This window comes from Streptomyces sp. NPDC037083, assembly GCF_055606485.1.
This window is the reverse complement of the sequence record NZ_JBVJSQ010000013.1, coordinates 51,997-78,186: the sequence shown is the minus strand read 5'-3', so window position 1 is coordinate 78,186 and position 26,190 is coordinate 51,997. Positions and strand designations below refer to the sequence as shown.

Annotated in this window: 19 protein-coding genes and 1 pseudogene; 9 read left to right on the top strand and 11 right to left on the bottom strand. The window is 72.1% G+C overall.

Going from position 1 to position 26,190, the window contains the following annotated elements; translation table 11 throughout:
* Positions 1-21: 21 nt before the first annotated feature.
* On the top strand, positions 22-1,860 hold the full coding sequence (locus tag ACZ7DE_RS30225; RefSeq protein WP_470766685.1) for a glycoside hydrolase family 15 protein: 1,839 nt from the start codon (positions 22-24) through the stop codon (positions 1,858-1,860).
* Between the two features lie 11 nt (positions 1,861-1,871).
* On the opposite strand, the gene ACZ7DE_RS30220 is transcribed toward ACZ7DE_RS30225, so the two are convergent.
* Positions 1,872-4,364 (bottom strand): glycoside hydrolase family 9 protein, encoded by a 2,493-nt coding sequence (locus tag ACZ7DE_RS30220; RefSeq protein WP_470766683.1) that lies wholly within the window; start codon positions 4,362-4,364, stop codon positions 1,872-1,874.
* 234 nt (positions 4,365-4,598) lie between these two features.
* On the opposite strand from ACZ7DE_RS30220, the gene ACZ7DE_RS30215 reads away from it, so the two are divergent.
* Together ACZ7DE_RS30215 and ACZ7DE_RS30210 are read left to right on the top strand one after the other, a co-directional pair.
* On the top strand, positions 4,599-5,150 hold the full coding sequence (locus ACZ7DE_RS30215; RefSeq protein ID WP_470766681.1) for a SigE family RNA polymerase sigma factor: 552 nt from the start codon (positions 4,599-4,601) through the stop codon (positions 5,148-5,150).
* The gene (locus tag ACZ7DE_RS30210; protein WP_470766679.1) at positions 5,147-6,520 is read left to right on the top strand and encodes an outer membrane protein assembly factor BamB family protein; all 1,374 of its coding nucleotides are present in this window, start codon (positions 5,147-5,149) and stop codon (positions 6,518-6,520) included. Before ACZ7DE_RS30215 ends, ACZ7DE_RS30210 begins: the two co-directional genes overlap by 4 nt.
* Positions 6,521-6,601: 81 nt before the next feature.
* Here the strand turns inward: ACZ7DE_RS30210 and ACZ7DE_RS30205 are convergent, their stop codons facing one another.
* Entirely contained in the window at positions 6,602-7,144 is a 543-nt protein-coding gene (locus ACZ7DE_RS30205) for a GNAT family N-acetyltransferase (protein WP_470766677.1), read from the bottom strand.
* A 110-nt stretch (positions 7,145-7,254) separates the two neighbouring features.
* Positions 7,255-7,995 carry a VOC family protein gene (locus ACZ7DE_RS30200; protein ID WP_470766675.1) on the bottom strand — a complete coding sequence of 247 codons (741 nt, stop codon included), beginning with the start codon at positions 7,993-7,995 and terminating at the stop codon, positions 7,255-7,257.
* Between the two features lie 141 nt (positions 7,996-8,136).
* Between ACZ7DE_RS30200 and ACZ7DE_RS30195 the strand changes: the two genes are divergently transcribed.
* Entirely contained in the window at positions 8,137-8,910 is a 774-nt protein-coding gene (locus ACZ7DE_RS30195; RefSeq protein ID WP_470766673.1) for an LPXTG cell wall anchor domain-containing protein, read from the top strand.
* Between the two features lie 110 nt (positions 8,911-9,020).
* Here the strand turns inward: ACZ7DE_RS30195 and ACZ7DE_RS30190 are convergent, their stop codons facing one another.
* Together ACZ7DE_RS30190 and ACZ7DE_RS30185 are read right to left on the bottom strand one after the other, a co-directional pair.
* Positions 9,021-12,383: an alpha-L-rhamnosidase-related protein gene (locus ACZ7DE_RS30190; protein ID WP_470766672.1), complete on the bottom strand. Its 3,363-nt coding sequence runs from the start codon at positions 12,381-12,383 to the stop codon at positions 9,021-9,023.
* Between the two features lie 405 nt (positions 12,384-12,788).
* Complete coding sequence (locus tag ACZ7DE_RS30185) at positions 12,789-13,115, bottom strand: WhiB family transcriptional regulator (RefSeq protein ID WP_470766670.1); 327 nt, start codon at positions 13,113-13,115, stop codon at positions 12,789-12,791.
* Positions 13,116-13,415: 300 nt separating this feature from the next.
* Between ACZ7DE_RS30185 and ACZ7DE_RS30180 the strand changes: the two genes are divergently transcribed.
* Positions 13,416-14,228 (top strand): amidohydrolase family protein, encoded by an 813-nt coding sequence (locus ACZ7DE_RS30180; protein ID WP_470766668.1) that lies wholly within the window; start codon positions 13,416-13,418, stop codon positions 14,226-14,228.
* 86 nt (positions 14,229-14,314) lie between these two features.
* On the opposite strand, the gene ACZ7DE_RS30175 is transcribed toward ACZ7DE_RS30180, so the two are convergent.
* On the bottom strand, positions 14,315-14,989 hold the full coding sequence (locus ACZ7DE_RS30175; RefSeq protein WP_470766666.1) for a response regulator: 675 nt from the start codon (positions 14,987-14,989) through the stop codon (positions 14,315-14,317).
* Positions 14,986-16,362 carry a sensor histidine kinase gene (locus ACZ7DE_RS30170; RefSeq protein ID WP_470766664.1) on the bottom strand — a complete coding sequence of 459 codons (1,377 nt, stop codon included), beginning with the start codon at positions 16,360-16,362 and terminating at the stop codon, positions 14,986-14,988. Before ACZ7DE_RS30170 ends, ACZ7DE_RS30175 begins: the two co-directional genes overlap by 4 nt.
* A gap of 558 nt (positions 16,363-16,920) precedes the next feature.
* Between ACZ7DE_RS30170 and ACZ7DE_RS30165 the strand changes: the two genes are divergently transcribed.
* Genes ACZ7DE_RS30165 through ACZ7DE_RS30150 form a run of 4 tightly spaced genes read left to right on the top strand, consistent with a single transcriptional unit; the run spans position 16,921 to position 22,741 of the window.
* Entirely contained in the window at positions 16,921-18,198 is a 1,278-nt protein-coding gene (locus ACZ7DE_RS30165; RefSeq protein WP_470766662.1) for a glycosyltransferase, read from the top strand.
* Positions 18,199-18,227: 29 nt separating this feature from the next.
* Complete coding sequence (locus ACZ7DE_RS30160; protein WP_470766660.1) at positions 18,228-20,462, top strand: glycosyltransferase family 39 protein; 2,235 nt, start codon at positions 18,228-18,230, stop codon at positions 20,460-20,462.
* A gap of 30 nt (positions 20,463-20,492) precedes the next feature.
* The gene (locus ACZ7DE_RS30155; protein ID WP_470766658.1) at positions 20,493-21,233 is read left to right on the top strand and encodes a response regulator transcription factor; all 741 of its coding nucleotides are present in this window, start codon (positions 20,493-20,495) and stop codon (positions 21,231-21,233) included.
* A complete protein-coding gene (locus ACZ7DE_RS30150; RefSeq protein ID WP_470766656.1) occupies positions 21,230-22,741 on the top strand; it encodes a sensor histidine kinase in 1,512 nt (503 codons plus the stop codon). Before ACZ7DE_RS30155 ends, ACZ7DE_RS30150 begins: the two co-directional genes overlap by 4 nt.
* Before the next feature lie 84 nt (positions 22,742-22,825).
* Here the strand turns inward: ACZ7DE_RS30150 and ACZ7DE_RS30145 are convergent, their stop codons facing one another.
* The 4 genes and pseudogenes from ACZ7DE_RS30145 to ACZ7DE_RS30130 all read right to left on the bottom strand — a co-directional run bounded on the left by ACZ7DE_RS30145 (position 22,826) and on the right by ACZ7DE_RS30130 (position 26,172).
* Positions 22,826-23,326 carry an IclR family transcriptional regulator gene (locus ACZ7DE_RS30145; RefSeq protein ID WP_470766654.1) on the bottom strand — a complete coding sequence of 167 codons (501 nt, stop codon included), beginning with the start codon at positions 23,324-23,326 and terminating at the stop codon, positions 22,826-22,828.
* Between the two features lie 103 nt (positions 23,327-23,429).
* Positions 23,430-23,489 (bottom strand): annotated as a pseudogene (locus tag ACZ7DE_RS30140) (hypothetical protein); the annotation flags it as partial.
* A gap of 125 nt (positions 23,490-23,614) precedes the next feature.
* Positions 23,615-24,460 (bottom strand): fumarylacetoacetate hydrolase family protein, encoded by an 846-nt coding sequence (locus tag ACZ7DE_RS30135; protein WP_470766652.1) that lies wholly within the window; start codon positions 24,458-24,460, stop codon positions 23,615-23,617.
* Positions 24,457-26,172, bottom strand: a complete 1,716-nt coding sequence (locus ACZ7DE_RS30130) for a bifunctional 3-(3-hydroxy-phenyl)propionate/3-hydroxycinnamic acid hydroxylase (protein ID WP_470766650.1) — start codon at positions 26,170-26,172, stop codon at positions 24,457-24,459. The genes ACZ7DE_RS30135 and ACZ7DE_RS30130 overlap by 4 nt, the downstream gene beginning before the upstream one ends.
* Positions 26,173-26,190: the final 18 nt, after the last annotated feature.

Genomic DNA, 26,190 nt, shown 5'->3' with positions numbered 1-26,190 from the left:
CACACCGAAAGGCGCTCCCCGATGAACGACTACCCACTGATCGAGAACCACGGTCTCATCGGCGATCTGCAGACCGCGGCGCTGGTGACCACCGACGGCAGCGTCGACTGGTTCTGCGTTCCGCGATTCGACTCGCCCAGTGTGTTCGGGGCGCTCCTGGACAAGGACGACGGCGGGCACTGCACGATCCGGCCGCGGCACGGGGCCTACGCGACCAAGCAGTTGTACCTCCCCGACACCGCGGTCCTGGTCACCCGGTTCATGACCGAGGCCGGCGCCGGAGAGGTGATCGACTTCATGCCGGTGACCGGCAGGCGAGTCACCGAGAGTCACCGGCTGGTGCGGATGGTCCGCTGTGTGCGCGGCAGGATGACGTTCGACGTAGAGGTGGAGCCGCGGTTCGACTACGGGCGCAAGGGCCACCGGCTGCACCTCAGCGAGCATGGGGCGGTGTTCGTCTCGGAGGACGGCCCGGAGCTCACCGTGCACCCCGTCCGCGAGCCTCACGACGAGCGGTTGCTCGACCTCCTCGTCGACCGGCAGGACGCCCTGCACTTCACCCTGACCCTCGAGGCGGGTCAGGAGCGCGGAATGGTCCTGGAGCGGTCCGCCGCCGGGCCGCCCCGGGAGATGCGACTGGACGAGTACAGCCGGCTCTTCGACGAGACGGTCGGGTTCTGGCGTACCTGGCTGCGCCAGTCGCGCTACACGGGTCGTTGGCGCGAGACCGTGGAACGTTCGGCGATCACGCTGAAGCTGATGACGTTCGCGCCGACGGGCGCCGTGGTGGCCGCCCCGACGACCGGGCTGCCCGAGCAACTGGGCGGCGAGCGCAACTGGGACTACCGGTTCACCTGGATCCGGGACGCCTCCTTCTCGGTGTACGCGCTGCTCGGGCTGGGTTTCACCGACGAGGCCGGGGCGTTCATCCAGTGGCTCTCCGACCGGGTCGGGGAACGCGCCGGCCAGGGCGGTGACACGGGTCCGCTGAACATCATGTACGCGGTCGACGGCTCCTCCGGCCTGGACGAACTGACCCTCGACCACTGGGAGGGCTACGCGGGTTCCGCGCCGGTGCGCATCGGCAACGGCGCCGCCACGCAGCTCCAACTGGACATCTACGGAGAGGCGCTGGACAGCATCTTCTTCGCGCACCGGCACGGTCTGCGGGTGGGACACCGCGGATGGAGCGCGCTGCTGACCAATCTCGACTGGCTGGTCGACCACTGGGACCAGGCGGAGGAGGGCCTGTGGGAGACCCGCGGCGGCCGCGAGGACTTCACCTACGGCCGCGTGATGTCCTGGGTGGCCTTCGACCGTGCGCTGCGGCTCGCCGAGTCCAACGGCCGGCCGGCCGGCGTCGACCGCTGGCGCACCGCACGGGACGACTGCTACGAGCAGGTCATGGCCAAGGGCTGGAACGAGGGACGCCGGGCCTTCGTCCAGCACTACGGCAGCGACGTCCTCGACTCCTCGCTGCTGCGCATGTCCGCGGTCGGGTTCATCACCCCCGACGACCCGCTGTGGTCCTCGACCCTCGATGCCATGGAGGCGGAACTGGTCAGCGACAGCCTGGTCTACCGCTACAACCCCGACGCGTCACCCGACGGTCTGCGCGGCTCGGAGGGCACCTTCTCGCTGTGCACCTTCATGTACGTCGACGCGCTGGCGCGGGCGGGGCGGACCGACAAGGCGCGGCTGGTGTTCGAGAAGATGATGGGCTACGCCAACCATCTCGGTCTGTACTCGGAGGAGATCGACCTGACTGGCCGTCAATTGGGTAATTTTCCGCAGGCGTTCACCCATCTCGCCCTCATCGACGCGGCCATCACCCTCGACCGTGCGCTCAACCGCGCATAGGGCAACCGGCCTCAGCCGGCCGGCTGCGTGGGCGACGCCGGTGCGCTCCGTGCCGCGTCCGGAGGGACGGCCCCTTCCAGCATTGCAGCACTGGGTCGGACGGCCTGCATGTCCGAGGCATGCCGCGTCCTCACTCCTCCGCTCGGCCCGGCATCCTCGGGGAGCGCCACCGGCCGAGCGAGGACGACGCCTTCGGCGTGCCGCGCCGCTTCTCCCGGCATCACCACGTCAAGCGGCGCGATGTCGCTGGAGCGAGTCCGCCGAAGGCGTCGGCCGTCCTGGCGCCGGTTCGCCGGACGGCTTCGGTCACCGTGTGCCGGCACCGCGGGCGTCGTGCTCGACGACCGAGGTGCCGGAACGGGGCAGGCGCAGGCGCCGCCGTTGAGGCGGAACGCCGTGGGTGAGGGGTTGCTTCCGCCGAGCGAGCCCTGGATCCCGAAACTCGCCGTCGCGCCGGGTGCGATCGAGCGGTTCCAGTCGACGTTGCGGGCGACGACGTCGGCGCCGCTCTGGGTGACGGCAGCGTTCCAGGCGCTGGTGACGCGCTGGCCGCCCGGGTAGCTCCAGGTGAGCTGCCACCCGTCGACGGCTGCCGGACCGGTGTTCTTGACGGTCACGGTCGCGGTGAAGCCGCCGCTCCATGTGCTGTCCACCTTGTACGTCACCGCACAGGACGCCGTGGGCGGCTCACCGGTGGAGGTGCGCTCGGCGGCGTAGGCGGCGAGCCAGGCCAGCGGGGCGTTCCAGTTGACCGCCACCTCGTTGGTGGAGTACGAGCCGATGTCGTCGATGTAGCACGCGGCGGGCGCGCACCCGGACAGTTTCTCCAGGGCCACGGGGTCCTGGAGGCCGCTGTTGGGGCCGCCCGCGAGGGAACCCGCCGGCGGATTGGGCAGCGAGGCGTCCGCCTGGTGCGCCCAGAAGCGGTGGTGCTGGTTGTGCGAGGACCGCTCGCCGTAGCCGGTGACGTAGGACTGGCCGACGGCGTTGCGGCCCAGCAGGTAGTCCATCGTCTCCAGCGCTCCGGCGCGGTAGCGGCCGTCGCCGGTCAGCTCGCCGGCGACGGCCAGGACGATCGCGTTGTCGGCGGCCTCGCTGTTGGAGCCCCAGAAGTACCCGTCTGCGGGGATGGGCACCGCGTACCCCTGCCCGGCCATGCGGGACAGGTGGGCGTCGGCGGCCGAGATCACCGAGGAGCGCACGCGGGCGAGGTCGGAGGCGGGCAGCCCGTTGGGGACGGTGGCCAGGGTGAGACGGCCGAGCGCGGCCATGTCGGCCCAGCCGAAGCCGTAGGCGGTCAAGGCGTTGGCCGAGGTGTGCCACGACGAGGAGGTGACCGCGCTGAGGAAGACGCTCTCGCCGGTCGTCGCGTACAGCTCGGCGGCCGCCCAGTAGAACTCGTCGCTCACCTGGGCATCGCCGTAGGCCCCGCCGCCCGTGCCGTCCGAGTCGGGCGCGTAGAGGGCGGGGTTGGCCTGCGCCGCGGCCCAGGACCGGCGGGCGGCCGCCAGGCAGCGGTCGGCGAACGCGGCGTCGTACGGCCGGAAGACCCGGGCGCACTGGGCGGCACTGGCCGCGAGGTTGAGCGTCGCCGCCGTGGACGGGCGGTGCAGCTCGCGGGGCTGGGCGTCCTGTTCGGGACGGGTCGGGATGCCGGTCCAGGCCGCGTCGTGGATCTTGTGGAACGCCATCCCGGCGTAGGGCTTGCCCTCGGGCACCTGCATGCGCATCAGGAAGTCGAGCTCCCAGCGCGCCTCGTCCAGGACGTCCGGAACGCTGTTGCCCCGCTCGGGGACGCGAAGCGTCGAGTCGCCCAGGGCCGCCTCCCTGCCCGTGCGCTTGGCCCGTTCGAAGGAGTTGACGACCAGCCAGGTGGAGATGCCCCCGTTGACCACGTACTTGCCGTGGTCGCCCGCGTCGTACCAGCCGCCCCTGACGTCCCGTGTGTAGTCGCACACGCCCGACTGGCAGGGGACGGAGGTGTCGCCCTTGTTCGGGGCGACGCCGAGGTGCCCGGCCGGGTGGGCGTAGGCGGAGCCCACCAGGGAGGCGTCGATGGAGATGCCGCTGCGCTGGTGGTAGAAGAACGCCATCGCGTCGGAGCGCAGCCCGTCGTAGAGGTTCGCGCGGATGTCGAACGGGTCGCTGCTGCTGCCGTCCACCGTGAGGACGTACCCCGAGCCGGTTTCCTGGTAGGACGAGAAGTCGGCCACCTGGACGGACTGGCCGGAAGCCGTGTCCGCGCCGCGCGGGACCGTGGTGCCGGAGGCGACCGCCGCGCCCGAGGCGTTGCGCAGTTGCCAGGTGAGCGACTGCGTCGAGGTGGTGACGACCGTGGCGCGTTTGGGGCCGTCCGGTACGTAGCCGAGCTGGTTGACGCGCACGGCGCTGGTGCCCGCCGCGGCGGCGGGCGTGGCCAGCAGGCCGCCGAGGAGGAGGGAACTCGTCAGCAGGGCGGCCGCGAGGGGCCTGCTGTGATGACGTAATGAGTCGAACGCTGACATAAGGGGCTCCGAATACGAGGACGGCGGGTTTTGGGAGCGCTCCCATCGCGAGAGTGTCATGAGCATGGACACCCGTCAATCGGTGTGACCGGCATCCCCGGAGCCGGACGCGTCCCGGCCGGACCGGCAGGCCGCCGGTGCACCGATGCGGTGGGAACGAGAAAACCCGCCCGAGGAGGGATAGCCACGGGCCGCTCGTCACGTCGTGATCATTCGAGAAGGGGAGGGTGGTCTATGAAGGCCTCGAGTCACGACGAGTTCCGGGAGTTCGTGGAGATGCGCTCCACCGCGCTGCTGCGGCTCGCGGTGCTGCTCACCGGCGGGGACCGGCACGCCGCGGAGGATCTGCTGCAGATCGCCCTGATGAAGGCTTACGGGCGCTGGGCGCACATCGAGCAGCACGAGGCGTATGTCCGCCAGGTCATGTACCGCCAACAGGTCAACCGCTGGCGGCTGCGCAGACACCGGGCCGAGACCACGGTGCCCGTGCTGCCCGAGGACCATACCGACGCGGCCACCGCGCCGGACTCCGAACTGCGCATCGCCCTGTGGGCCGCGCTCGGGCAACTGACGAAGCGCCAGCGGGCCGTGGTCGTGCTGCGCTACTTCGAGGACCTGCCGGAGGCCGAGGTCGCGGCTCTGCTGGGGTGCCCGGTCGGCACGGTGCGCAGCACGGCGCACCGGTCCCTCGTCAAACTCCGGTCCCTCGTACCGGAGTTGGGGCCCGACGGGCCCGCGGAACAGGTCCAGCCGTTCAGTTGTGCGCCGAAAGGGGTCCGGGGATGACGACGGAGCAGGTGGAGCAGAAGGTCCGGGAGACGCTGCACGCCGTCGCCCTGGACGACGTGAGGGCGCCCGGGGACCTGGCCGACAAGGTGGTGCGACGGCGCAACCGGCGCCGATACTCGCAGGTCGCGGGGGCAGCCGCGGCCGTCGCCGGGATCACTGTCGGGGCCGTCCTCGGGTTCGGGGGCGGCGATCCGGCCGAGCGGGACCGGCCCGTGCGCCCGGCGACGTCACCGACGGCTTCGCCGGCGACGCCGCCGCAGGGCTGGAAGCCGTGGCAGATCGGCGCACCCGGCGCCGCCGAGCGGGGCTGTCTGGTCGACGGCTCCGCGCTGTACTGCAGCGGTTCCCGGTACGACGCCGCGAAGTTCGACGCCGGCACCGGCAAGCGGCTGTGGACCGTCGAGGTCAATCGTGAGGGCGACGGGATCGACCACCCGTTCGCGGTCCGTGACGGGGTGGTCCTCGCCTACCGCAATCACACCTCGCAGAACCAGCCGGACGGGGACTACGCGGGCGGAACCGATCTGATGGCGGTGGACGCCGACACCGGCGAGATGCGCTGGACGGTCGAGATGCCCCAGGACGACCGCGGCGACCAGGCCGCCCTGCTCATCGACGGCGCGGTGCTGGCGAACACCCCCTCGCTCCGCACGATGTCCGCCCTCGATCCGCGGACCGGCAAGGCGAAATGGCACTACACCTGGGACAAGGGAACCGTGTGTCAACGAGCGGCGCTGCACGGGGCGCCCTACCTCTTGTGCACGCGGGACACCGAACAGCCGGACGACACCGACGTCCTGCGACTCGATCCCGCCACCGGAAGGGTCAAGGAGGTCACGACCGTCCCCGGCAGGCAGGAGCTCGTCGGGACCGCAGGGGACCGGATGGTCCTGGTCGCGGCGAACTACGCGGCCGGCGCCGACATGCGGCTGACCACCGTGAGCGGCTCCGGGCGGCAGACCTCGCACGCCGTGCGGACCAAGGGGGAGACGGCCGAGCTGCGGATCGCCGGGGACCGTCTGGTCTTCGTGTCCAGGCAGGGCCAGGCCTCGGCCTACTCGCTGACCACCGGAAAGATCCAGTGGACCGGCCCGGTGGGCGTCGAGGTGCCCGGCGGGAACACGATGCCGGGCATCGCCTCCGCGGTGGGGTCGGCGGGGCAGGGCGTCGTGTACTTCCTCAACCCGGCCGGCGATCTGTCCGGACTCGACCTGAGCACGGGGGAACAGGTCGGGCACGGTCACGTCGACATCGGCACACCGGGCCCCGGCTTCGGGGACTCGCCCCAACTGGTGCTCTACGAGGACGTGCTGATCGCCCGGAACGGCAGCCGGATGGTCTCCCTGCTGCCGCCTGCCGGCCACTGACGGGCAGGGCGGACCCGGGACAGCAGCGGGTCCGCCGGGGCCGGCCCGGCCGTTGACGTCCGGCTTCGGTCGGGAGGCAACCTAGCCCTGGGTGTCCGGCTTCCAGTCCTGGACGAGGAGCCCGAGCAGCACCTCGTCCAGGAACTCGCCCATCACCCAGGCCGAGGAGCGCAGCACGCCCTCGCGGACGAAGCCGTTGCGCTCGGCGGAGCGCAGCATCGCGTCGTTGTCCGCCAGCGTCTCGATCTGCAGCCGTTGCAGGCCGCGCACGACGAAACCGTAGTGGCACAGGACCGCGACCACGTCGGCGCCGTAGCCCTTGCCCCGGGAGGACGGCCGCAGCCCCAGCCCGATGTGCGCGGACCGGTTGTGGGTGTCGATGCCCCACAGCGACGCGGTGCCGACCAGCGTGCCGCCCTCCAGTTCGACCACGGAGAACGGGACGTGCCGCTCTTCCTTGTCGTCGACCACGAGCGGTGAGTTCTTCGAGCCGGGCGCGATCGGCCGCCACGGCCGGCCTTCGGCCCGGGAGGAGGTGACCACGTCGTCGCAGAGCTCGGTCTGCAGGATCGGGATGTCGTCCTCGTGCCGGGCCCTGAGCCCCACCTTGCTGCCTCTTAGCATGCAAGCTTCCTATCCGACCGGTTCGGCCGACGGCAAACCAATAAGACACCTTCCTGGGTGGCGACGGGCGGACGGGTGCTCATGTGCCGGGGTGTGGTGAAGGCTCCGCGTCAGGACCGGGCGAGGACGCAGAACTCGTGGCCCTCCGGGTCGGCCAGAACCGTCCACGGCACGTCGCCCTGGCCGACGTCGAGGTCGGTGGCGCCGAGGGCCCTCAGCCGGGCCACCTCCGCTTCTTGATCGTCACCGGGGTGCGGCACCAGATCGAGATGGATGCGGTCCGGCACGGTCTTCACGTCGGGGGTGCGGAGGAACTCGAGATACGGGCCGACGCCCTGGGCGGAGCGGAACACCGCGTGATCGTCGGTCACCTCGTGCAGGGGCCAGTCCACCGCCTCACCCCAGAACCGGGCCATGGCCCGCGGGTCCACGCAGTCGAGCACCACCACGGCGATCGGCCCGGTGTCCCGGTGGACGTCCCGGGGCTCCAGCACACAGAACTCGTTGCCCTCCGGGTCGGCGAGGACCGTCCACGGCACGTCGCCCTGGCCCACCTGAGCGGGCGTCGCACCGAGATCCAGCAGGCGAGCGACCCACTCCGCCTGATGGGCCGCGGAGGTGGAGGCGAGATCGAGGTGCAGACGGTTCTTCGTCGTCGTCTTGGGTTCCGGGACGGCGACGACGTCGATGGCGACGCCCGCCGGGTCCAGCCAGTCGAAGCCGACGGGTTGAACGGCGGTCACTCCGGACCCCGTGCCGGAAAGACTCCATCCGAGCGCCTCCGCCCAGAACCGGCCCACCGCGGAGTCGTCCTGAGCCTTGATGTTCACCTGAACAAGTCGCAGTGCCATGCCGGCGATCCTATGCGCCCACCCGGCGAGGACATCGTGCGGCGATTGGTAATCTCGCGGTCCCGCGCGGCAGTGCGCGGGAAGACGCGACGACGGCACGGGGAGGGGAGACCGGGGTGCGACCAGTGAGGTGCGGGCCCCATGGGTGAGCGCCCGGTCGGCCGTGCCATCGGCGCTGCCGTCCTGTCCTTGGCCGCGTGGGGGACGGCGGTGGGGCAGGTCGGGGCGCAACCCCGGTGGGCGGCGGAGGACCGGCCGGTGTCGCAACGGCCTGGAGCCATCCATGAGGTGACCACCGCCACGGCCCGCGGCACTCCTGTCACGCACTCCGGCACGGTGCGTCCCCTCGCCGTGCCCCAGGCCCCGGCCGACTTCACCCCCGTCACCGCAACGGTCAAGGGCAGAGTGGGGGACACCGTCGTGGTCCGGCTCGGCGTGACGAACCTGGGGCCGGGGTCCGTCGACGGCGCGGTCCCCGGATCCTTCACGGTGGTACCGCCCCCCGGGACCACGGTCACGTCCGTTCCCTGGGAAGGGGACGACGACGACCGCACGTACTCCTGCCGGCCGCCTCAGGACGCGGACAACCCCTTCTTCCTGTGCGACCTTTCGGAGCGGCCCACGCCCGGGGCCGGATCCTCGGTCACCGTGCCCTTCCACATCCGCATCGACCAGCGGATTCCCGGCGCCGAGGGCTCCGTCACCGTCTACGGCCGGAACGACCCCGTCCCCGGCAACGACCGTGGCGTGATCCCCGTCGAGGCCGCGCCCGCACCGCTGTGGCGGTGGCAGAACCCGCTCTGGCACCGGAGCCACTGGGCGCTCGCGGCCGGGGTGCCGGCCCTCTTGGCCCTGACGAGCGGATGGTTCGTCAGGCGGCGAAGACGGCAGACGGCGCAGGCCCCGAGGGGCTGAGCCGAGCCGGTTCGGAGATTCACCGATGTTCTCGGCGAATCTCCGAACGGCGCAGCCACGATCACGTCCGCGCCGGCCCGAGCACCCTCGGATGCGTTCGTGCCCTGGGGCTACTTGATGCCGATCTCCGCGAACTGGAGCCGGTAGCGGGTTCGTTCGTCGGAGGCGGGTGTGCCGAGCCTGGTGACCCGGAGACGGAGGTAGCGGCCGGTGGCGGCGGCGAGGGTGTAGGTCTGGGCGGCGCCGTTGGGGTTCGCCTGGCCCGTGACGGTGCGGACGGTGGAGTACGTGGTGGCGCCGTCGGCTCGGGTCTGCAGGGTGAAGTCGACGGGGAAGCCGGGGGTGTCGCCGGCGGTCGTGGTGGCGTCGGTGCGAGGCCTGAGGGTGACGGAGCCGATCGGCCGGTTCACACCGAGGTCGATCTCGACCCACACGGGTGTGGCACTGACGTCGGCGGAGTCGAAGTCGATGCTGGTGTAGCCCTTGGCGCCGGCCACGCTGGTGGTGGTGCCGTCGAGCACCCGCGTCTTGCCCCAGTCGCCGTTCTCCAGCGTGTAGTTGCTCCTGACGGTGGTCGCGGCGGTGGGGATCTGGAGTTCGGCGAGCTGGAGGCGGTACTTGGTGGTCTCGTCGGTGGGGGGCGTGCCGAGCCTGGTGGCCTGCAGGCGCACATGGCGGGCGGTCGTGGTCCTGAAGCCGTACGTCTGCGGGAGCCCGTTCGGGTTGGGCTCGGCGGTGACCGTGCGGACGGTGGTGTAGGAGGTGGCGCCGTCGGCTCGGGTCTGGAGGGTGAAGTCGACGGGGAACCCGGCCGTGCCGCCGCCGGAGGCGGGGGTGTCGGTGCGGGGGAAGAGGCGTACGGCGTCGAGGTCGGTGTCGGCTCCGAGGTCGATCTCGACCCAGACCGGGGTGGCGGCGACGTCGGGGGAGCCGAACTCGTTGCTGGTGTAGCCCTTGGCTCCGGTCACGCTGGTGAGGACGCCGTCGGTGAGGCGGGCTGCGCCCCAGTTGCTGTTCTCCAGGCTGTTGTTGCTGGTGACGGTCCGGCCGTGGGCGAGGTTGTCGAGGCGGCCGGCTCCGGTCGCGGTCAGCGTCCAGGCGCCCGGTTGCACATCGAAGTAGACGTGGTCGGAGTCCGCGTTCACGTAGGTCAGACCGCTGACGCCGCCGGTGGGCGCGCCGTTCGCGTAGACGGTCGTGCCGTTCGCCTTGATGGCCGGCCGCGCGCCGCGGTGGACGGGGACGCCCACGCGGGCGGTGGTCGCGGTGGGGGAGGTGAGCGTCAGGGTGACCTTGTCGCCGTCCCGCGAGATGCCGACGCGGATGTCGCCCTTGACGGTGGGGGTGACGGAGTCGATCGTCGTGAGGGTGCCGGTCCGGGGTACGACCTCGTACTTCGCCCAGCCGGGCTGGGTGGGGCGTACGCCGGCGGCGTAGGCGGACAGCGCGTACAGGGGCCCGCCGTTCCAGGCGTGGTTGTCGGTGCCGTCGGCCTTGTTCCACAACTCCCACAGGGTCTGACAGGTGGGGTCGGCGACCTGGGCGGCGAAGCGGTTGCGCATCCGTTCCTCGGCGACGCCGGCGGCGCCCATGAGGTAGAGCGCTTCGAGGACGTAGAACTCCATGTACGGGCTGGCGTTGAGGTGGGTGCGCAGCACGTTCGTGATCGCCGGATGGTGGGCGGAGGAGGCCAGTCCCGCGACGACGGCGAGGGCGTTGGCCCGGTCGTCGGTGTCACCGTTGTAGCCGGGGGAGCGGTACTCGTTCTTCGTGGAGTTCCACAGCACCCGGTCGAAGTTGGTCCTGATGCTGTCGCGGCGGGCCCGCCAGCCGGCGACGTCGCCGCCGTTGCCGCTGAGATCGGCCAGTTGAGCCGCGGTGTCCAGGGCCAGGTAGTACCAGCAGTTGTCGAGCACCCGGGCGTCGATGTTGCTGCCCCAGTCCTCCCAGTCCCAGTCGCCGGCGCGGTGGCCGATCAGGCCGTCACCGTCGAGGTTCCACAGGTTCAGGTACCTCTTCACCGCCGGATACGCGCCGGTGACCGCGCTCGCGTCGCCGGTGTAGAGGTAGTACGTCCAGAACGACCACACCGTGGCGAGCATCTGGGTGGGCAGTTCGGCGGTCCAGATCACCGACGGCACCGGGGAGTAGAGCGCGCCGCTGGACTTCTGCCAGGACGTGACCTGTGCGATGGCCTTCTTGCCGAGGGCGTGGGACCTGGTGTCGAAGGTGTAGAAGCCTTCCTTCAGCTGATTGACCACGTCCCCCCACCACTGCGAGCGTTCGCGGGTCGGGCAGTCCATGTAGTTGTCCCGCATGTTGACGTACATGGTGCGGGCGGCCTTGGTCCAGAGGGTGTTGAGGAAGGCGTCGTCGCTGGTGAACGATCCGGCGAAGTCGGTGTCGTAGCCGCTCTCCCGGTACTTGAGGTCCACGATGGTCACGCCGGCGGGGATCGTGTACTGCACGGCGGTGCCGCTCATCCAGCCCAGCGACTCGAATTCCTGGACGCCGCCGGCGCAGACGTAGGTGGAGCGGACGTTGTAGCCGGTGGCCGGGTCGATGCCGGTCAGGTTCTTGCCGTCGCCGTAGTGGTCGGTCTGGATGCCGATCACGGCTCCGGCCGGGGCGTTCACCTTCAGGTACGGGGTGACCTGGATGTTGGACGGCAGGGTGGCGGTGATGGCGGTGGAGCCCTGGCCGGTGCCCGGCAGCGCGGCCGCATTCGTGTAGGACTTCAACGACGAGTACCGGAACTGCGGGATGGGCCGCTTGACCAGGGCGTTCCAGGGGGCGCCGCCGGCGGCGCCGAAGTCGGTGGGCGCCGTCCAGGCTCTGTCGTCGAAGCCGGGGGACTGCCAGCCGGCCATGCCGGTGGCGTTGCGGGCGTCGTAGGAGATGTTGGACTCGGGCAGCCGGAAGTTCGCCTGGATCCCGCTGGTGTCGTTGGAGTAGCCCGGGTGGACGGTGTGCTTCCAGGCGGTGTCGCTGACCAGAGCGTTGGTGGCGGAACCGGTCACGAGGTCGGACTGGAACAGCAGGCCGCCCTTGCCGCTGCTGTTGTGCGAGAAGCCCTGCTTGCCGAAGTGCCACACCAGCAGTGCGACGGTGTTGCTGCCGCTGGTGAGGTAGGGGGCGAGGTCGATCTCGTCGTAGTAGGTGTCGGTGGGGTTGGGGCCGCGCTTGAGCTGGCCCTCGAAGACCACCAGCGTGCCGTTCACCCACAGCCAGTACTTCGAGTCGGCCGCGATCCGGGTCACCGCCGACGACGGCGCGGAGCCGAGGGTGAACGTCCTGCGGAAGGCGACCCATTGGTTGGCGCTGCTGGACGGCGCCCAGATCCACTTCGCGTTCCAGGAGACAGCGGCCGACGCCGTGGGCGCCAGCCCGGGCAACAGCAGAGAGCCCGCGGTGGGTGCGAGAGCCACGGCTATGGCGCTGCGCAGGACGGAGCGGCGGGTTGTGCGGTGCATTGAGGATCTCCATTGCAGGGGACGCGCGCGGACGACGGTGGCCGGACGGAGCGGATCGGGGCTGGGCGGGAGGGGCAGGGGGCGCCGTGTGCCCAGCCCGGGCGAGGATCGGATGGGAGGAGGCAGGGGGGAGGCGTGGGGAGCGGGGGAGGCGGGGAGCGCGGCGGGCGGGTGTGGTGCGACAGGGATTGAATCGATTCATTCGTGCTGTGCAGGCGTGATTCTGTGCTCTCGCTGAGGGCCAGGTCAATCCGTCGTGCGCCACGAATTTCGAAATCGGGTCGCCCGTGCTCCGCCGCCCTGGGCCGGGCGGACCGAGGCCGCTCGCGGCTCGGCGATCCGGGCGGCATGCGCCGGGGTCCTCGCCGCCGCCCTCACCGTCCTGTGCGGGTCCGGGATCGCCGGCTACCCGGATCGGAAGCCCTCTTGCTCCGCATTGCCGTCAAGGCGCCTGGTCGCGGGAGTCGCCCCCGTCGACGCTCGCCGTATGGCACGGCGCTGGGCGGCCGTCGTGGCGCCCCAGATGCCGTCGTCCTCGCCGTGCTCGAGCGCCCACTCGCGGCAGGCGACGAGTACGGCGCAACGCCGGCACACCGCCCGGGCCAGGGAGGCCTCTGTGCCGGGAGCCGCGAGGTCGGAAAGGGGGAAGAAGATCTCGGGGTCTTCTCCGATGCAGGCGGCCTGATCCCGCCAGTCGGAAGTCGCCGGGTGTTCGCAACACGAGCCGGTCATGGTGCACCTCTCAAAGCCGCCCGAGGGCAGGACGAGCGATGGACGCGGCGCATCACGGCGTCGCGACTCCGGCAGAGGTCGCGAGAATCGTAAACACATATGTCCTATTTGCGGAAGGGTGTCTTTGCGGAAAGGGAAGGGGAGGCGGGTGCCCTTGCGTGCGGCCCGCCCAAGTCCCGGCGAGCGCCCGTTCACTACCGACGGGTAGCCCCCGTCGTGCCCCGCCGCTAGCCTCGCGGTAAGCGATCGCTCAGCCGAGCCGTCCAGGTCGGCGCGAGCGGCGGGAAGGGGAGCGGGTACATGTCCGTCGTCGACGCGTGGATGCAGCATCCGACCTTGCGTCACTCCCAGCACGAGATGTTCGAGCCGCTGCGCCGATGGACCGGCGGCGGTCTCCTGGAAAAGCAGCTGCCCGTCGACGTCACCGTGTCCGCGCTGGAGGCCGCCGGTGTCGAGCTCGGCCTGTCCGCCGCCTGGTACGGGCCGCAGGGGCCGCTGATCAGCAACGATGAGGTGGCCGGGTTCGTCGCGGAGGCGGGCGGCCGACTGCGCGGGGTGGCCGGCGTCGATCTGACCCGCCCGGTGCGGGCGGTGCGGGAGCTTCGGCGGGCGGTCGAGGAGCTGGGATTCGTCGCGCTGCGGGTGGTCCCGTGGCTGTGGGAACTGCCGCCGACCGACCGGCTGTACTACCCGCTGTACGCGGCCTGTGTGGAACTGGGCGTCCCCTTCTGCACCCAGGTCGGGCACACCGGACCGCTCAGGCCCTCGGAGACCGGGCGCCCCATCCCCTACGTCGACCAGGTGGCGCTGGACTTCCCCGAGCTCACCATCGTCTGCGGGCACATCGGCTATCCGTGGACCACGGAGATGATCGCGGTCGCGGACAAGCACGAGAACGTCTACATCGACACCAGCGCCTACACCGCCCGCCGCTACCCGGCGGAACTGGTGCAGTACCTGCGCGGCCGGGGCCGGCGCAAGGTTCTCTTCGGCACGAACTACCCGATGATCACCCCGTCACAGGCACTGGAACACCTGGACGGCCTGGGCCTCGACGAGGAGGCCCGAGAGCTGTTCCTGTCGCGCAACGCCCGCCGCGTGTTCGCCCTGTAGCCGCCACGGACGGGTGCCGTGGCGGGCGCCTTCCCCTCGGCCCGCCGGAGCTCCGGGCCGCGGCGACGCCGACCTCGGCAGGCGCTTCAGGGCTGCGGTTTCGCCCTGACGAGTCCGGCGTCGTACGCCGTGATGACGGCCTGGATGCGGTCGCGCGCCCCGATCTTGGCGAGGACCCGGCCGACGTGCTTCTTCACCGTGGACTCGGTGAGGACGAGCCGTTCGGCGATCTCGGTGTTCGTCCAGCCCTGGCCGACGGCGACCAGGACCTCGCGTTCGCGGTCACTGAGCGTACGCAGGCGGGGGTCCTCGGCCTCGGGGACGCCGGGCGGGGCGAGCACCTGGTGGGCGTAGGCGTCCAGGAGGCGGCGGGTCAGACTGGGGGCCACGACGGCGTCGCCGGTGGCCACCGCGTGGATGCCCGCGACGAGTTCCTCCGGGCGGGCGTCCTTGAGCAGGAAGCCGCTGGCGCCGACGCGCAGCCCTTCGTAGGCGTACTCGTCGAGGTCGAAGGTGGTCACGATCAGGACGCGGGTGCGGCCGCCGGCGGCGACGATCCGGCGGGTGGCCTCCAGACCGTCCATGCCGGGCATGCGGATGTCCATGAGGACGACGTCGGGCCGGAGTTCGGCGACCAGGCGGACGGCCTCGGCGCCGTGCCCGGCCTCGCCGACCGGGGTCAGGCCGGGAGTGCCCTCCAGGAGCATGCGGAACCCCATGCGCTGCAGGGGCTGGTCGTCGGCGATCAGCACGGTGGTCACGGCAGCAGCTCTCCCGATGCCGGCGCGGTGGGCGCGGTGGGTACGTCGAGCACGACGTCCACCGTCCAGCCGGGCCCGCAGACGCGGGGACCGACGATGACGTCACCGCCGTACATGGCCGCCCGCTGTCTGATGCCGACCAGGCCGTGGCCGGGATCGGCGCCGGCCCGCGTTCCCGGCCCCTCGCGTACAGGGGAACCCGGCGGCCTTCCGGTGTCGGTGACCCGGATCCGCAGCCGGCCGACGTCGGCGGTCACGGCGACCTCGGCGGTGGAGCCCGGCCCGGCGTGTTTGAGGGTGTTGGTCAACGCCTCCTGGACGATGCGGTACACGGTGAGCTGCACGCCGCTGCCCAGGGAGTCGAGCGCGCCCTCGGTCCGGTAGGTCACCGTGAGTCCGGCCGCGCGGACCCGCGTCAGCAGGGGGTCCAGATCACGCACGCCCGGCTGCGGATTGAGCAGCCGTTCGTGCCCCTGCTCCCGTTCCTGCCCCTGGCGCAGGACGCCCAGCACGCGGCGCAGCTCGCCCATGGCCTGGCGCCCGGTGTCGCCGAGGATGCGCAGCGCCTCGGCGGACTGCTCGTTGCGGCTGGCGGCGAGGGTGGCGGCGCCGTCGGCCACGCCGACCATGACCGAGAGGTTGTGGCCGATGATGTCGTGCATCTCGTGGGCGACCCGGGCGCGTTCGGCGGCGGCGGTGAGCCGGACGCGTTGGTCGCGTTCGATCTCCAGCCGGGCGGCGCGGTCCTCCAGCGCCGTCAGGTACATCCGTCGGATGCGCAGGGTCAGACCGATGGCGACGGCCGCCGTCGTCGTGCCCAGCAGGAAGAACAGACCGAGCAGCGGGCGTTCGATCCGCACCAGGAGACATGCCGCCAGGGTCAGGCCGGCGAAGGTGAGCGCGACGGCCCAGCCGAGCACGCGCAGCGAACCGCGCAGGGCCAGGGTGTACAGGGCGACGAGGGCGCTGACGCCGGCCTGCTGCCAGACGCCCAGCGACCACTGGATGCCGGACACCAGCAGGATCACGAAGAAGGTGACGGCCGGGGCCCGGCGGCGCCACCACAGCGGCACGACGAGCGCGGCGGCGAAGACGCACAGAACGGCGGTCGGGAACTGACCGCGGCTGCTCGCCTCGCCGAAGGGGCCGTGGGGCCCGGGGGAGAGCAGATCGGGCAGGCTCACGAGGGCGACGACCAGGACCACCGCGGTGTCGAGCAGCCACGGACGGCGTCGGTCGAGTTCGCGATGGCGGCTCTGCCCGCGCATCAGACGGCCCAGCAGCGGGTGCGCCCAGGCGTCGTCGAGCCCGGGGGACGGCGGGAGCGCCTCCCGGGCGGCCGGTGCGGCGGCTGCCGCGCGCTGTGGACTCATGGAGCTCATTGTGGCTGGTTCCGCGGCTCGGGCGTCGGTCCGGACCAGGCGGAAGGCTTCGTCAGCTCGCGTGCTTCGATCATGGACGGGCCTTTCCGGCTTGAGCTCGGCCGCGCGTACGGCATGGTGTCTGCAACCGAACTTACGGGCGTCGCGGCCCGGGACTCTGGGACCAGGGGGGAATCTCCGGCGCCCGAGTGGTACCGCGGTACCACTCGGGCATCCGCCCGGGCCACCGAGGACCAAGGGGTCCTCGGGGTTCCTGGCGCGCGACGTCATGGGGCGTTTCGGTGCGCGCAGAGGTGCTCGTGGGGACCGCACAGCATCCTCTCGGCGGGTTCCCGGGTTGCTGACCTCGGCTTCCCAGGTCGCACGACAAGGATCGGGACGTCCTCCTCCGCCGCCCGACGGCAGCGGGGCTGACAGCGGACTCCCCGTCAATTCCCAGCTTGTTCCCCGGGTTTCCCCTGGCGCGCCGGTCAGAGTCGACCCGGCGCACCACGAGGGCGTGGGCGCGACCGGGAGCCGCCCCCACCGACCCCCACCCTCGAGGAATCCATGACGCACACCAGCAGCGGTCTGCCCGCGGCTCGGCGCTTCCAGCCGGCGTCGCGGGCCGACGTCTTCGGCTCGACCGCCACGTACACGCCGACCGTCGAGATCGTCATCCCCGTCCACAACGAGGAACGGGCCCTGCCCGGCTGCATCCGTACCCTGCACGCCCGACTGCGCGACCAGCTGCCGTACCCCTGGCGGATCACCGTGGCGGACAACGCCAGCGTCGACCGGACCCTCGCCGTGGCCCGCGAGCTGTCCGGGGAACTGCCCGGCGTCGACGTCGTCCACCTGGAGCGCAAAGGCCGGGGCCTGGCGCTGCGCACCGTGTGGGCCAAGAGCGACGCCGACATCGTCGTCTACATGGACGTCGACCTGTCCACCGGCCTGGACGGACTGCTCCCGTTGATCGCCCCGCTGGCCAGCGGCCACTCCGACCTCGCCATCGGCAGCCGCCTCGCCCCCGGCGCCCGCACCGTGCGCGGACCGCGCCGCGAGCTGATCTCCCGCTGCTACAACGCGCTGATCCGGCTCACCCACGGCGCGCGGTTCAGTGACGCCCAGTGCGGCTTCAAGGCGGCCCGCACCGACGTGCTGCGCCCGCTGCTGGCCAGGACCGAGGACGACGCCTGGTTCTTCGACACCGAACTGCTGCTGCTCGCCGAGCACAACGGCCTGCGCATCCACGAGGTCCCCGTCGACTGGGTGGAGGACGTCGACACCCGGGTGGACGTGGTGGGCACGGCCACCGACGACCTCAGGGGCCTGTGGCGCATGGCCCGGCTCAAGGCGTCGGGCGCCGCCCGCGTCCCGGTTCCCCGCCGCCCCGCACCCGCCGCCGAACACCCGGACGCCGTCCTGGCCCCGGACGTCGCCCGCTCCCAACTCAGCCGGCAGATCGGCTGCTTCGTCCTCATCGGCATCGCCTCGACCGCCGGGCAGGCGCTCCTGTACTGGCTGCTGCGCGGCTGGTGGCAGCCCGCCGCGGCCAACTTCGTCTCGCTCCTCGTGCTCACCCTGCTGAACACCGAGGCCAACCGTCGACTGACCTTCCGCTACTCCGCGGACGGGATCGGGGCGGGACGGGCGCACCTGGGCGCCGGCGCCCTGTTCGTCGTCGGCTACCTCACCACCTCGGCCGCGGTGCTGGCGTTCCGCGAAACCGTGCCGGACGCCTCGGCGGCCGCGGAGACCCTCGTCCTCGCCGCCTCCTCGGTCCTGGTGACCGCCCTGCGCTTCCTGGTGCTGCGCCTGGCCGTCTTCCGCCGCCGCGCGTCCTGACCTCCTACTCCCCGAGAGCGAACCCCACCATGACCTCCACCACCGAGGCGCACAGGGCCCCCGGCCTGCGTCTCCCCGTCACGAGCCGTGCCCTGCCGGGCTGGGCGGCCCCCGCCGCCCTGGGCGTGATCCTGCTTCTGTCCGCGCTGCTGTACGGCTGGGCCCTCGGCTCCCTCGGCTGGGGCAACAGCTACTACTCGGCCGCGGTGAAGTCGATGGGCCGCGACTGGACGAACTTCCTGTTCGGCTCCTTCGACCCGGCCGGAGTCGTCACGGTCGACAAGCCGCCGGCGGCGCTGTGGCCGCAGGTCGTCAGCAGCAAGATCTTCGGGATGCACGGGTGGGCGCTGATCCTGCCCCAGGTGGTGGAGGGCGTCGCCGCCGTACTCGTGCTGCACCGTACGGTCCGGCGCTGGGCCGGTGAGGGCGCGGCCCTTATCGCCGCCCTGGTGATGACGCTGACTCCGATCACCGTCGCCATCAACCGGGACAACAATCCCGACACCCTGCTGGTGCTGTTCCTGGTCGCCGCCGCCTATGCCCTGACCCGCGCCCTGCAGTCCGACGCGTCGCGGGCCTCCACCTGGTGGCTGTGCGCGAGCGGGTTCCTCGTCGGCTGCGGGTTCCTCACGAAGATGATGGCGGCCTGGATGGTGCTGCCGGCCCTCGCGGCGGCCTGGCTGGTGGGTGCGCGGGGGGCCTGGCTCGCGCGGGCCGGGCGGCTGCTGACCGCCGGCGCCGTGTGCGCGGTGTCCTCGCTGTGGTGGGTGGCGATGGTCGCCTGGTGGCCCGGTGAGAAGCCGTACGTCGGCGGCAGCACCGACGGCGGCGCCTGGGACCTGGTGACCGGCTACAACGGGCTCGGCCGCGTCTTCGGCGAGAGCGCGAACGGTGGCGGCATGGGCAACTTCGCCGGCGGCTTCGGCGGCGAGGCCGGGCTGCTGCGGCTGTTCAACGACCAAGTGGCCGGGCAGATCAGCTGGCTGCTGCCGGCGAGTGCCGTGGCCCTGGTCGTCGCGGTGGCCGCAGCGGTTGTGCGCCGCCGGGGCGGCGGCTCGGCGGGTGAGGCCCTGGCGGGTTCGGGGTGGGTGCTGTGGGGGATCTGGCTCATGGTGTGCGGGCTGGTGTTCTCCACCCAGGAGGGCATCTTCCACCCGTACTACACGACCCAACTCGCCCCCGCAGTGGCCGCGTTGACCGCCGGACTGGCGACCGTGCTGATGCGGGCGCACCGGGCCGGGGCGCGCTGGGCGCTGCCCGTCGGCGCCGGGACCGTGCTGGTGACCGTCGTCTGGGCCGTGGTCGTGATCCGCCGGGTGCCGTCCTGGCACGGGTGGCTGGCCTGGCTGGTGCTGGTGCTGGGGCTGATCGCCGTCGGACTGCTGGTGGCCGCGGGGCGGGTGGCGCGGCTGGTTCCGGTCGCCCTGGGCGGCGCGCTGATGGCGGTGCTGCTGGCGCCCGCCGCATGGGCGGTGAGCGTGACCGGCGGTTCCGGGGTGGCGATGGGCGGAGCCAACCCGACGGCCGGGCCGGCGACGATGCCGTTCGGCGGAAGGAACGGCGGCGCGTTGCCGGAGGGCTTCGAGCTGCCCGAGGGCGTCGGCGGCGGCGGGTCCGGCATGCCCGGCGGGTCCTCGGGCGAGCTGCCCGAGGGGATGCCCTCGGGAATGCCGTCGGGGATGCCCACCGACATGCCCGGGATGCCCGGCGCCGGTGGTGGCGGCTCGGGCTCCGCAGGGGGCGCCATGCCCTCCTTCCCGGGAGTGGGCGGCAGCGGCGGCACGGGCGGCCGAGGCGGTTTCGGTGGACCGGGCGGCGCCACGAAGCTCACCTCCGACCAGCGCAAGATCCTCGACTTCGCCACCGAGCACTCCGACGGCGCCCGCATCAAGCTCGCCGTCGAAGGGGGAGCGCAGGGCGCGGCCACCTTCATCCTGAGCAGCGACACCACGGTCATCGGGATGGGCGGCTTCAGCGGCTCCGACAACGCACCCTCCGTACAGCAGCTGCGGAAGTGGACCAAGGACGGCGAACTGCGCTACGTACTCGGCTCCGGCGCCTCCGCCGGCACGGGCCCCATGAGGGGCGGCAAGGACAGCGCGGCCTCCCAGCGGTCGGCATGGATCAGCGAGCACTGCACCGAGGTGCCCGCCAAGGAGTACGGCGGCAGCAGCAGTTCCGGCAGCTCGGACGGCGGCGGCTCGGCCGCGGGCGGCATCATGGGCCGCACCGGCACGACCTTGTACGACTGCGCCGCCCAGTAGCAGCAGCGGCAGAACGGACGACTGCGCACCATGCCCGAACCGCTCGACGCCCCGGCCCCGTACCGACTTCTGGTGGTCGAGGACGACCCCGGCATCCGCATGCTGCTGGAGTCGGCGCTGCGGCTGTCCGGCTACGCGGTCGCCGGCGCCGCCACCGGCCGGGACGCCCTGCGCGACATCGAGGGGCTGCGCCCCGACCTCGTCCTGCTGGACGTGATGCTGCCCGATCTGGACGGCTACGAGGTCACCCGCAGCCTGCGCGCCGCGGGGGTACGGACGCCGGTGCTCTTCCTCACGGCCCGCGGTGAGGTCGCCGACCGCATCGCGGGCCTGAGCGCGGGCGGCGACGACTACGTGACCAAGCCGTTCAGCATCGAGGAGGTCCTGCTGCGCATCCGCGCCATCCTGCGGCGGACCGACCCCGAGCGCATCGTCGAGGCGGAGAGCGCCGACAGCGGGATCCTGCGCTTCGCCGACCTGGAACTGGACGAGAACGCCCACGAGGTGCACCGGGCGGGCGAGTACGTCCCGCTGTCACCGACCGAGTTCAACCTGCTCACCTACCTGATGGAGAACGCCAACCGGGTACTGAGCAAGACCAAGATCCTCAACCATGTCTGGGGGTACGACTTCGCCGGCGACAGCCGCATCGTGGAGACCTACGTCAAGTACCTGCGCCGCAAGATCGACCGCTTCGACCCGCCCCTGCTGCACACCGTGCGAGGCGTGGGCTACTGTCTGCGCCTGCCGCGCGCCGGGGCGGACCGGTGATCCGGGTCCGTCCCCGGTCCCTGCGCGGCCGGCTGGTGTGGGGCGTCACCCTGCTGGCCGCGGCCGCGGTTCTCACCGCACAGACCGTCGGGTTCCTCGTGCTGCACTCGTGGCTGCTCAACCGGGTCGACCAGCAGCTGACGGAGTTCGATCTGCCGACCCGCGCCCTCGCCGAAGAGTCCGGGCCGCACACCACGCCGGCCCCTGACTCCGCCACCCTGCCCTCGGACTTCCGGATCACCTTCTACGACACCTCGGGCCGGAAGTGGGGAGCCCTCGGCGGCGGGACGAAGCCGGGCCCGGCGCTCCCGGCGAACACCGGCGGACTCCCTCTGGGGAAGGGGGGCCACGCCACCGTCCCGGCCGAGTCCGGCGACGGCAACTGGCGGGTGTCGTGGAAGGACGCCAAGGCCGGCGGAACCACCTTCGTGGTCGCCCTGCCTCTCGACACCGTGGAGGGGGCCACGTCGAAACTGCTCGCCCTCAACCTGGCCGTCTTCGCCGCGGCAGTCGTGGGGCTGATCGCCGTCGGCCGGTGGGTCGTCCGACTCGGTCTCCTTCCGCTGACCCGGATGGAGCACACGGCTCAGGACATCACTGCGGGGGATCTGAGCGTGCGGCTGCCCGACACCGACCCGCGCACCGAGACCGGCCGCCTGGGAACCGTGCTGAACGACATGCTCGACCGTCTCCAACAGGCCCTGCACCAACGTGAGTTCTCCGAGGCCCGGCTGCGTCGCTTCGTGGCCGACGCCGGACACGAGCTGCGGACGCCCCTGACCTCCATCCAGGGCTTCGCCCAGCTGGCCCTGCGCCACCCGGACCGGCCCACCGCGCAGCGCCGGGAGGCCGACGAACAGGTCGCCAGGAACGCCGAGCGCATGAACCATCTCGTCGACGACCTGCTCCTGCTGGCCAGACTCGACCAGGAGCCGTCCTACCGCGCCGTCCCCGTCGACCTGCTGTCCCTCGCGGCCGACGCGGTGAGCGCGGCGGCCGTGCGGAGCGGAGGCGAGCACCGGGTGACCCTCAGCCCGCTCGACGCGAAGGCGGGGGACGCCCGGGACCATGAACTCGATGTCGTCGAGACGGTGGGGGACCCGGACCGTCTGCTCCAGGTGGTGAACAACCTGCTGTCCAACGCGCTCGTCCACACGCCGCCCGGGACCGCGGTCGACGTGTGCGTGGGCACCGCCCGCGCGGGGGCCGCGGCAGGGGGCACCGACCGCCCCGGCCGGGCCAGCGGCTCACCGCCGCTGGCCCCGGGCACACCGGTCTGCGTGATCGAAGTCGCAGACCGGGGACCGGGACTGGCGCCGGAGGAGGCCGAGCGGGTCTTCGAGCGCTTCTACCGCGTCGACCCCTCCCGCTCCCGTGACCACGGCGGTAGCGGCCTCGGCCTCGCCATCGCCACGGCGATCGCCCGGGGCCACGGCGGACGCCTCGAACTCGACACCGGAGCGGGTCCCGGGTGCACGTTCCGCCTGGTGCTTCCGGCCGGGGACTGACCGGCGTCGCCCCATTTCCCGCGCGCCGCCCGCGGTGCGGCCCGCGCGCCGGCCGGTGCGGTCACCCTGCGCCGACGGCGACCGTCAGGCCGCGGTGAGGGCCAGGCGTTCGCTGATCCCGCCCGCCGTGGCGCGGACCTTCTGGGCAAGCTCCGTCTCCGCCTCCGGGGGGACGCGGGAGGCGAGGGCCGCCACGCTCACCGCTGCCGTGACCTGCCCGTCCGGGGCCATGACGGGGGCGGCGACGCCCACGACGTCGGGGTCGAGTTCGCCGCGGGTGACCGAGTGGCCGAGGCGGCGGATCCGGGCGAGGCGTTCCATCAGGGCGTCGACGTCGGTGAGCGTGGCCGGGGTGAAGCGGCGCAGTTCCGCCGTCTCCAGCAGTCGGCGGGCTTCGTCCTCGGGGCTCCAGGCGAGCAGAACCAGGGCGGAGGCGCCCGCGTTGAGCGGCAGGGTGCTGCCGCGCTCGTAGGAGATCCGCACCGCGCGGGTTCCGCTCTCCGCGCGGTCGACGCACACGACCAGGTCCAGGGTGCGGCGGGTGAGAAGGACGGTCTCGCGCACCTCGTCCGCGAGTGCCTGCATCGGCGGCAGGGCGCAGGCCGAGCCGGAACCCGCCGCCGGGAGCCTCTTCGAGGAAGTGTCCGGCCACCAGGCTCTGGAGATAGCGGTACGCGGTGGACCGGGCGACGCCGAGCCGCTCGGCCACCGCGGTGCCGGAGACGACGGGATGGGTGTCGTCGAACATGGTCAGGATGTCCAGCGCCCGATCGGCGGTGGAGTTGCGCTCACGGTAGTTCGGGGACGCTGTTCCTGACAGGTTGGACGCTGTGACCGTGTGGCACGGGCCCGGAACGGGTGCCCTTCGCGCGGTCACGGTCCGTCTTCGACGACGGTGTTGCGCAGTTCGCCGATGCCTTCGACGGCGGTGTGGAGTTCCTGGCCCGGCCGCAGGAAGACCTTGGGATCGCGTCCGGCGCCGACGCCGCCTGGGGTCCCGGTGAGGATCAGGTCGCCGGGCCGGAGGGTGATGATGGTGCTGACGTAGGCGATGACGTCGGCGACGTCGAAGAGCAGGTCGGCGGTGTTGGACTTCTGCATCGTGTGACCGTCGACGCCGCAGGAGATGGTCAACCCGGATGCGCCGGGCGGGACTTCGTCGGGGGTGACGAGGGCCGGCCCGACGGGGGTGGTGGCCTCGAAGGTCTTGCCGGAGAGGAACTCGCGGGTGCGGTGCTGCCAGTCGCGGACGGTGACGTCGTTGGCGACGGTGTAGCCGGCGACGTGATCGAGGGCCCGGCCGCGGGGGATGTGCCGGCCGGGGCGGCCGACGACGACGCCGAGTTCGGCCTCCCAGTCGAGGTCGTCGCTGACCGGCGGCATGTGGATGGCGTCGTGGGCGCCGATCAGGGAGCCGTCGTACTTGGCGAAGAGGGTGGGATGGGCGGGCGTCTGGCGGCCCATTTCCTTGATGTGCGTGGCGTAGTTGAGGCCCAGGCAGACGATCTTGTTGGGGTGGGGGACGAGGGGGGCGAGGGCCGCCCCGTCGAGCGGGACGCGGGCGCCGCCGTCGTCGGCGGCCCGTTCCCGCCAGTCCTCGCCGGAGGCGAGCAGCGCGCCGACGTCGGTGTACGGCAGCAGGACGAGTGCGTCGCCGTCCTGCCGGGCGGCGCTCGTGGTGCGGTCTTCGCCGTCGAGACGGACGGTGCTGAGTCTCATCGGTGTACTCCGTGGATGCGGGGCTGGACTTGGGGTTCGGGACGGGAGGAGACGGCGGCCGGCGTCGCGGAGGCGTCGCTCCCGGCGCTGCCGGCCGAGCGGCACAACTCCGCGGCCACGCGCCCGGTCAGGTCGGGGGTGAACACGGCGGCCACCAGCCGGTCCGGGCGCACGAGCACGAAGTGGCCCGCCAGTGAGGCGAAGAGGGCGTCGAGGCGTCCGTCGGCGTCGGCGATCCCGGCGCGGCCGACGTGGTCCCGCGGGGCGAGGTCGTCGAGGCGGACGTCCACGCGGGCGGCGTCCGGGAGGCCGGGCCGAACGGCGGCCGTCGCCCAGTCGGCCTCGGTCACGCCGATGCCCAGCAGGCTCCAGCTCCGGCCGAGGACGTCGTCGAGCCGGGTGACCCGGTGGCAGGGGGCGCGCAGTACACGCGGCTGGGGCAGCGGTGTGCCGACGAGTGACTGGTGCGGGCCGTCGAGGCGTACGACGGCTCCGTGGCGCACACGGGTCTCGGGGCGGTAGCGCATCTCGGTGAGGTAGCGGCGTCCCGGCGGGGTGTGCATGGCGGTGCGCACCAGCAGGTCGCGCAGGCGGGCGCGGCGGCGGCTGGTGGTCATGACGATCCGGCCGAGCCGCACGGACAGGTCGATCACGGCCCGGGCGTGCGGGCGGCGCTCGGTGTCGTAGGTGTCGAGCAGGGCGTCACCGGCCCTGCCCGCGAGGACCTCGGCGATCTTCCAGCAGAGGTTGGCCGCGTCCCGCACCCCGGAGTTGAGGCCCTGTCCGGCGAACGGCGGCATCATGTGGGCCGCGTCGCCGAGCAGGAAGCAGCGGCCGTCGCGCAGCCGGTCGGCCAGGAGGGCGTGGAAGCTGTAGGCGACCGTGCGCTCGACCTGCTGAGGGGTGATCTCCCGGTAGGGGCGCAGGAGTTGACTCACCAGCTCGAACGGGGGCGGCGTGCCCGCTTCGCACTCGCCCGGCCTGAGCCGGAACTCGTAGCGGCAGCGGCCGTCCCGACCCGGCACGATGACGACGGGACGCCCGGGGTCGCCGTGGTGCATGCCGTAGCGCTGGTCGTGGCCGTCCTCCAGGGTGTCGGCCACCAGCCACACGTCGGGGAAGCTGCGTCCCTGCATGGGAATGGACAGCAGGTCGCGCACGGTGCTGCGGCCGCCGTCGCAGCCGAGGACGTAGGAGACGTCCAACTCCTCGACGGGTCCGTCCTCGCCGCCGGTGCGCAGCGTGACCCGGACCCGGTCGGCGTGGTGGCGGAGGTTCGTCAGCCGGGTGCCGAAGCGGACGTCGACGTCCGGGAGGCGGCGCAGCTGCTCGCACAGCACCCGTTCGAGGTCGGGCTGGGCGAAGGGGTTCTTGAAGGGGTGGCCGTACCGCTGGTCACCGGTGCCGCGGGCGTGCACCAGGGGGCGTCCGTCGGCGCCGAAGTACTTGGTCCCGGTGCCCGGCACGATGATCGGGTAGACCGCCTCGTCGAGGCCGGCCGACTGGAGGGTGCGCAGGGACTCGTCGTCGAGGCTGATCGCCTTGGCGGCGTCGCTGGTGGCGGCGTTGCGCTCGATCAGCAGGACCCGTACGCCCCGGGAGCCGAGGAGGTGGGCGGCCGTCAGACCGGTCGGTCCGGCGCCGACGACCAGGACCGCTGGCCGGTCGTCGGACGCGGATGCCGGTTGGGGGGCCGAGGGTGGTTCAGTCATCAGGGTGCTCCGTCGCGG

Coding starts and splice junctions, on each gene's coding strand:
- ACZ7DE_RS30225 (WP_470766685.1), top strand. CDS start 22: ATGAACGACTACCCACTGATCGAGAACCACGGTCTCATCGGCGATCTG.
- ACZ7DE_RS30220 (WP_470766683.1), bottom strand. CDS start 4,364: ATGTCAGCGTTCGACTCATTACGTCATCACAGCAGGCCCCTCGCGGCC.
- ACZ7DE_RS30215 (WP_470766681.1), top strand. CDS start 4,599: ATGAAGGCCTCGAGTCACGACGAGTTCCGGGAGTTCGTGGAGATGCGC.
- ACZ7DE_RS30210 (WP_470766679.1), top strand. CDS start 5,147: ATGACGACGGAGCAGGTGGAGCAGAAGGTCCGGGAGACGCTGCACGCC.
- ACZ7DE_RS30205 (WP_470766677.1), bottom strand. CDS start 7,144: ATGCTAAGAGGCAGCAAGGTGGGGCTCAGGGCCCGGCACGAGGACGAC.
- ACZ7DE_RS30200 (WP_470766675.1), bottom strand. CDS start 7,995: ATGGCACTGCGACTTGTTCAGGTGAACATCAAGGCTCAGGACGACTCC.
- ACZ7DE_RS30195 (WP_470766673.1), top strand. CDS start 8,137: ATGGGTGAGCGCCCGGTCGGCCGTGCCATCGGCGCTGCCGTCCTGTCC.
- ACZ7DE_RS30190 (WP_470766672.1), bottom strand. CDS start 12,383: ATGCACCGCACAACCCGCCGCTCCGTCCTGCGCAGCGCCATAGCCGTG.
- ACZ7DE_RS30185 (WP_470766670.1), bottom strand. CDS start 13,115: ATGACCGGCTCGTGTTGCGAACACCCGGCGACTTCCGACTGGCGGGAT.
- ACZ7DE_RS30180 (WP_470766668.1), top strand. CDS start 13,416: ATGTCCGTCGTCGACGCGTGGATGCAGCATCCGACCTTGCGTCACTCC.
- ACZ7DE_RS30170 (WP_470766664.1), bottom strand. CDS start 16,362: ATGAGTCCACAGCGCGCGGCAGCCGCCGCACCGGCCGCCCGGGAGGCG.
- ACZ7DE_RS30165 (WP_470766662.1), top strand. CDS start 16,921: ATGACGCACACCAGCAGCGGTCTGCCCGCGGCTCGGCGCTTCCAGCCG.
- ACZ7DE_RS30160 (WP_470766660.1), top strand. CDS start 18,228: ATGACCTCCACCACCGAGGCGCACAGGGCCCCCGGCCTGCGTCTCCCC.
- ACZ7DE_RS30155 (WP_470766658.1), top strand. CDS start 20,493: ATGCCCGAACCGCTCGACGCCCCGGCCCCGTACCGACTTCTGGTGGTC.
- ACZ7DE_RS30145 (WP_470766654.1), bottom strand. CDS start 23,326: ATGCAGGCACTCGCGGACGAGGTGCGCGAGACCGTCCTTCTCACCCGC.
- ACZ7DE_RS30135 (WP_470766652.1), bottom strand. CDS start 24,460: ATGAGACTCAGCACCGTCCGTCTCGACGGCGAAGACCGCACCACGAGC.
- ACZ7DE_RS30130 (WP_470766650.1), bottom strand. CDS start 26,172: ATGACTGAACCACCCTCGGCCCCCCAACCGGCATCCGCGTCCGACGAC.